At 69.5% G+C, this 6,238-nt stretch carries 5 protein-coding genes; 1 reads left to right on the top strand and 4 read right to left on the bottom strand.

Translation table 11 applies throughout. The annotated features are described in order from the left end of the window. Window positions 1-112 precede the first annotated feature (112 nt). Complete coding sequence (locus tag AC08OQ_RS15870; RefSeq protein WP_462187791.1) at window positions 113-1,462, top strand: ABC transporter substrate-binding protein; 1,350 nt, start codon at window positions 113-115, stop codon at window positions 1,460-1,462. 116 nt (window positions 1,463-1,578) lie between these two features. Here AC08OQ_RS15870 and AC08OQ_RS15875 read toward each other — a convergent pair whose 3' ends face one another. The 4 genes from AC08OQ_RS15875 to AC08OQ_RS15890 form a co-directional block, all read right to left on the bottom strand. Next, complete coding sequence (locus AC08OQ_RS15875; RefSeq protein WP_462187788.1) at window positions 1,579-2,253, bottom strand: ABC transporter ATP-binding protein; 675 nt, start codon at window positions 2,251-2,253, stop codon at window positions 1,579-1,581. Further along, window positions 2,250-3,053 carry an ABC transporter ATP-binding protein gene (locus tag AC08OQ_RS15880; protein WP_476612153.1) on the bottom strand — a complete coding sequence of 268 codons (804 nt, stop codon included), beginning with the start codon at window positions 3,051-3,053 and terminating at the stop codon, window positions 2,250-2,252. Before AC08OQ_RS15880 ends, AC08OQ_RS15875 begins: the two co-directional genes overlap by 4 nt. After that, the gene (locus tag AC08OQ_RS15885; RefSeq protein ID WP_476601697.1) at window positions 3,050-5,359 is read right to left on the bottom strand and encodes an ABC transporter permease; all 2,310 of its coding nucleotides are present in this window, start codon (window positions 5,357-5,359) and stop codon (window positions 3,050-3,052) included. The genes AC08OQ_RS15880 and AC08OQ_RS15885 overlap by 4 nt, the downstream gene beginning before the upstream one ends. Window positions 5,360-5,479: 120 nt before the next feature. Continuing rightward, window positions 5,480-5,980, bottom strand: a complete 501-nt coding sequence (locus tag AC08OQ_RS15890; RefSeq protein WP_476601698.1) for a transporter — start codon at window positions 5,978-5,980, stop codon at window positions 5,480-5,482. Between the last annotated feature and the right edge of the window lie 258 nt (window positions 5,981-6,238).

The following is a 6,238-nucleotide window of genomic DNA, read 5'->3' on the forward strand; positions in this document are numbered from 1 at the left end:
TTACGTCCCCATAGTCGGCAATGGGACCGGCTGTCGTCAGGTTGACGCGTCGACGATGTTGATCGGCAATAACGTTTCGAGCGTCACCGATCTACCAGGGGAGAGCATGTCCATGCGAGCGAGATCGCTCGTCGCCGCCATTGTGCTGTCGTCGCTGGCGCTCGTCGCCTGCGGCAGCCGGGCCAGTAACAACGGAACGACCTCGGCCGGCAACAAACCGGCCGGGGCGTCGAACAACACAGCCTCGGATATCGGTGTCACGCCGACCGAGATCAAGATCGGTACAATCGCCGGCCTGAACAGCGGTTTCGGGCCGGACACGTTCTCCGCCTCACTGTACGGGGCGCGGGCCTATTTCAAGGCGCTCAACGCCGCGGGCGGAGTCAACGGGCGCACCGTGAACCTCGTCGAGTGTGACGACAAGGGCACCGGTGACGGAAACACGAACTGCGCGCACAAGCTCGTCGACGACGAGAAGGTCTTCGCGCTCGCCGGGGTGACGGCGTTCGACTACACGGGTGCACAGTACATCAACTCCAAGGGTGTGCCGGATATCGGCGGCCAGCCCGTGTCCGCAGCCTACGATCAGTATCCGCACCTGTACTCGATCTACGGCAGCTATTATCCGCGCACCGGCAGCCGTCCCGGCTACAACGGCACGCTCTACGCGGGGACCGAGACCTACCGCTGGTTCAAGCAGAACCTGAAGACCAACGTCGCCGGGGTTGTGTACTACAACGTCGCCCCGTCGGAGCGGTACGCCAAGTCGATCGCGGACGGCCTGCGCAAGGATGGCTACACGGTCATCGAGGAGCAGATCAATCTCGGCGCCCCGAGTTGGGACGCGACGGTCCTCGACCTCAAGCGGCGCGGCGTCCAGATCGTCTTCGACGCGATGGACGACGGCGGTAATGCTCAGCTGTGCAACGCCATTGAGTCCCAGAAAATGCCGATCACGGCGAAGGTGACCCCGCCGCAGGGCTGGGCCAACAACGTCCGCCAGGTCTACAATGCCTCCCCGAATTGCCGGAACACGATCTACTCTACTGGCGGCACCGCCAACTATGCGGACACCCAGATTCCCGCGGTCGCCACGTTCCAGAAGGATCTGCAGGCGGCCGCGCCCGATCGGGTAGCCAAGACGAACCTGTGGATGCTCGAGGGTTACGCCTCGGCCCAGTGGCTGACCGACGCGATCCGGTCCTGCGGCGCCGACGTCACCCGCGCCTGCGTCGAGGCGTACATGAACAGCGGCAAGGACTACGACGGTCACGGCCTGCTCATCCCGACTGGCCGGAACTTCAAGAAGTTGCCTGAACCGCCGTCGCAGGAGCAGAACTGCCTCAACGTCGCCCGTTGGCAGGACTCGGCGAACGGAAACCAGGGCGGCTGGGTGACCCAGGTCAAGGACATGAACACCAACTGCTTCACCGTCCCGGATCTGCCCTACCAGGCCGGCTGATCTCTCACGGGACCGCCCGGGACCGCCCGAGTGATCTCGGGCCCCGGTCGGGGCACCCTCCACGGCGCCACGGAGGGAACCTCGACCGGGGCCTTTCAGCGGGGCCTTTCGCGGCCCTACGCCCGGAATTCCCCCGGTGCGCCCGCGAAGGACCGCTCGCCCCGGTGCAGGACGTAGACCAGGTCCGCCATCGCCAGGGCCTGCTCGGTGTACTGGTCGGCGAGCACGACGGTGGTGCCCGACGCGGCGACCGTCGCAAGCCAGCCGAACAGGTCCGCGGCGACCTTCGGGGATAGTCCGAGCGACAGCTCGTCGACCATCAGGACCGAGGGGCGGGCCAGCAGGGCGCGGGCGAGCGCCAGCATTCGCCGCTCACCGCCGGACATCGATCCGGCCCGCTGCGTCAGCCGCTCCCGCAGCCGGGGGAACGACTCCAGCGCGGGGGTGATGTCGGGGTGCCCGCTGGCTTCCGCGATGATCTGCAGATTGTCCCGGACCGACAGGGTGGCGAAGACGGCCCGTTCGTCCGGCACGAGCATCAGTCCCCGGCGGGCCCGGTCGACGGTGGACATCTTGGTGATGTCCTCGCCGCGCCAGGTCAGACTGCCCGAACGCAGTGGGATCAGCCCGGCCAGCATCCGCAGGGTGGTGCTCTTGCCCGCGCCGTTGACCCCGAGCAGGGCGGTGACCTTGCCGGCGGGGATGGCGAGGTCCAGACCGTGCAGGACCTCCACGGTCCCGTAGCCGGCCCGCGCCCCGGTCAGTTCGAGTTCGGCTGTCGCCGTGGTCACGGTGCCTCCTGCGGCTGCTTCAGGACCGTTTCATCGTGGCGATGGGCAGCCTGGGCCAGGTACACCGACCGCACGGTTGGGTCGTCGCGGACGTGCCCGGGATCGCCGGACGCGACGACCCGACCGCCGACCATGGCGTACACCTGGTCGGCGACGGAGAAGACCAGGTCGACGTCGTGGTCGACGATCAGGATGCCGACCCCGTCGTCGGCGGTCTGGCGCAGCAGCTGCGAGAACCTGGCAGTCTCGTCGTTGTCCAGGCCGCTGGCGGGCTCGTCGAGCAGCAGGATGTCCGGCTGGGCGCACATCGCTCGCGCGAACTCGACCAGCCGCAGGGCACCGGTGGGCAGCGTGCCGGCGATGGTGTCCCGCAGGTCGGACAGGCCGAGAGAGCCGAGGGTTTCCTCGACGAGGCGGCTGACGTGTCCTCGGCCCTTGGACGCCACGCCCAGCAGGCCGCCGGCATAGTCCCGGTGCCGGTTCTCCGCGCCGACAAGCAGGTTGTCCGCGACCGTGAGGGTGGGGAAGAGCGAGGGAACCTGGAAGGTCTGCACCAGACCACGCCGGGACCGGATGTCTGGCCGCATTTTCGTGATGTCGCTCTTGTCGAGCAGGACCTTGCCCTCGTCGGGCTGCTCGACCCCGGTCAGCAGGCTGAACAGCGTCGACTTCCCGGCACCGTTCGGGCCGATAAGACCGGTGATCACGCCCTGGGGGGCGACGAGGTCGACGTGGTCGACCGCGGTCAGACCGCCGTAGCGGCGGACCAGGCCAACGGCCTGTAGCACGTGCCGACTCATACCCGGCCTCCGTCCCGCAGGGAGGTCGCCGCCGCGGGTCCCGAACCCCCCTGCTTGTGGCCCACGTGACCCGGTGAGGTGGGGTAGACGTCGGCGGGCAGGCCACCGCCCTCGCCGCGGGGCGCGGGGGTCACCAGCGGTGCGTCGCCCGACCGGGCCGCATACTCCTGCACCAGGGTCAGCAGGCTGGCCCCGAATGGGGTCGGCTGCGGCGAGCCCGGTGGCAGCACGGGCGAGGAGCGGCCCGGGGGCCAGCTCGCGGATGGCCTGGGCCGGGCGGCCCCCAGGGGCGCGCCGATCCCGGAGATCCCGGAGATCCCGGTGATGCCAGTGGTCGCCGGCAGGTATCCGACGGCGGAGATGCGCACCGGCACCGGGCGCGGTGCCCGATGGTTGGGATCGACGAAGCCGTCCGCGAGGTGGAGGGCGAGCAGCCGCAACAGACCCCGGACGGCCGAGGCCAAGCCGCCGGGCATCCAGCCGAGGGCGAGGGCGAGGATGCCGATGGCGAGGATCGAGGACCCGGCCGGCGCCAGCACGTCGATCGTGACGATGAACGCCGCGGCGATGATCGCGCCGGCCGCGCTGTCGGCGCCGAAGACGACCACGGCGGTGAACCACAGCAAGCTCTGCAACGGTGCGAAGTCGTCGGCGGAGAACGAGTAGCTGCTGTGCACCAGCAGCGCACCACCCAGCCCGGCGACGACGGAGGAGACGGTGAAGGCCAGCAGCTTGAGGTTGCGGACGTCGACCCCCACCGCCGCCGCACCCTCCGCATGGTCACGCACGGCGAGCAGCGCCCGACCGAGCCGACCGCGATGCAGATTACCCACGAAGAACAGGCCGAGGCCCAGGCAGGCCAGTTCAAGGACGTAGAACGCCTCGTCGGGCAGCTCCCAGCCGAAGAACGTCAGCGGGTCGAGGTAGAGGCCGGTCGCGAAGGTCGGCTGCTCGAAGACGAAACGGCTGACCACGGCGCCGACCGCGAAGGTGGTCAGCGCCAGGGTGAGGCCGCGGCGGCGGATCGCCGGGTAGCCGGTGATCAGACCGATCGGGGCGACGAGCAGGGCACCGATGAACATCGACGCGACGCCCGGCAGCTTCGGCAGTCCGAACAGGTCACCGTTGGCGAGCTTGAGTGACAGCAGCGCCCCGAGGCCCGCGTATCCGGCCGAGCCCAGGGAGAGCTGGCCGCTGTAGCCGGTGACGATGACCATCGACAGGAAGATGAGAGCGAGCGCCGGCACCATGAACGCCGAACGCAGATCGGACGGGGCGAAGGTGAGCGGTGCGAGCAGCAGCGCGGCACCGCCGAGCTTGCCCAGAAAGTCACGGCGGGCCTTGGTCTGGCTGGCCGGGCCCGCCGGCGGTGCGCCGCGGCTGGAGAAGCTGGCGGTGGTCCCGGAGTCGCCGGTGCCGAGCTCGCGCAGCTTCGGCACCGCGAGCAGCAGGACCAACAGGGCGACGATGAACAGGTTCGACTGCAGGACGGTGAGGATCTGGCCCGCATCACCGTCGAGGGTGAACTGCTTGAGTTCGCTCTGCAGGACGGCAATGCCCAGGGCAGTGAGGACGGCCACCGGCATGCTTGACAGCCGGGCCGCCACGACCACCGCGAAGGTCTCCAGCACCAGCAGGGTCAGCCCGTACGGGGTGAGTTGGAAGCGGGGGGCGAGCAGGATGCCGGTGAGGCCGGCGAGCGTAGTCCCCACCGCCCAGCCGGCCGCGGCGACCCGGTCCGCGCGAACACCGGACAGCTCGGCGAGCTGCCGGTCGTCGACAACCGCGCGGATCTGGCGGCCGAACACCGTGCGGGTGGCGATGACGCCGATGACCGCGCAGAACACCACGACCATCGCGAGCTCGGCCAGCGCGTCGACACCGATCCGGGTGTCACCGAACAGCTGCACCGACGAGTTCGGGAAGATGCTCGGTGCGTCGCTACGCGAGCCCAGACCCCAGATGCCCGCCGTCATCCCGAGGGTGAGGACCAGCACGCCGAGGCTGGCAACCAGGGATTCGGCTGCCGATGCGCGGCGACGGGCCAGCGGCCGGAAGACCAGCCGCTCCAGCAGCAGGCCGATCCCGGGAGAGAGCACGGCGAGCGCGATGACGGCGGCCAGCCAGATCGGCAGCCCCCACTCGACCACCATCTCGCGGAAGACGTACGCCACCAGCATGGCGATGCCGCCCTGGGCCAGGTTGAGGACCCCGTTGGTACGGTAGGTGACCAGCAGGCCGATACCGGACAGGGCTGCGATCGCCCCGAGGGAGATCCCCGCCAGTCCCAGGTCGATGCTGGTCACCGGGCACTCCCTGGGAGCCTGCCGCCGCCGGCCGTCCGGTCGCCGCCGTCCGCCGGGTCACATGTGATCACGGAACTGCTCGCCTTCCGCGCCGTGGCATCGTGGGAAACGCAGGCTCTGTCAGGCGCGCTGGCCGGGTGTGGTGGCGTTCGTGGCGGGTGCCTGGCCGCCCCCGGGGTCCGTCGCGGCGAAGCGCGAGTTCTGCTGGTGCGTGGCTGTTGTCTGCTGGTACGAGCCTGTCTGCTGGTACGAGCCCTGGGGGCGGGTGGCCGGCTGACCGGCCTCGGGTGCGGCACCCGCGACCGCCGCCGCGATGATCAGTGAGTGTAGGTCGTCGACCTGGCCGGCGGTGTGGGCCTGGGCGGCCTGAGCGGCGTCGAAGCGGTCGGCTACCAGCAGCGCACTTCCTACCAGGATGAGTGCCAGCCCCCCGAGACCGCCGGAGACCACGTAGGGTAGTTGGAAAGCGACGTCCGTCTCCTTGGAGACGCCCAGGTAGCAGCCGAGCAGAAGTACGCCGCCGGCGGCCATCACCACCCATCCGCGCAGCGCGCGGACCACGTCGACTACCAGGCGCGATGTGGGCCGCGGATTATCGGTCCCAGCGGTCTGCTCGTCCACTTTCGTCTCCCCCAAGGAGCATGTCGTCGGTCGTGCGGGCGGCGCGGTCGTGCGGGCGGCGCCCGCGCGTGGAGCCCGCCCCCGAGATGATCCGGGTCACGACAGACGTCAGATTAGTGTGCGGAGATGAACAGGTGCTCCGTCGGGTGGCCTGCGGCTGTTCCCGGCGAGCTCCGGCGGCACGGGAAGCTCCGTCGCATTAGGGCCTGTTTGGGAAGTTTATCGGGGCAGCCATTCGTTGATCGCGGCCGTGGTGAC

It is taken from the genome of Frankia sp. CcCS3 (assembly GCF_977927575.1).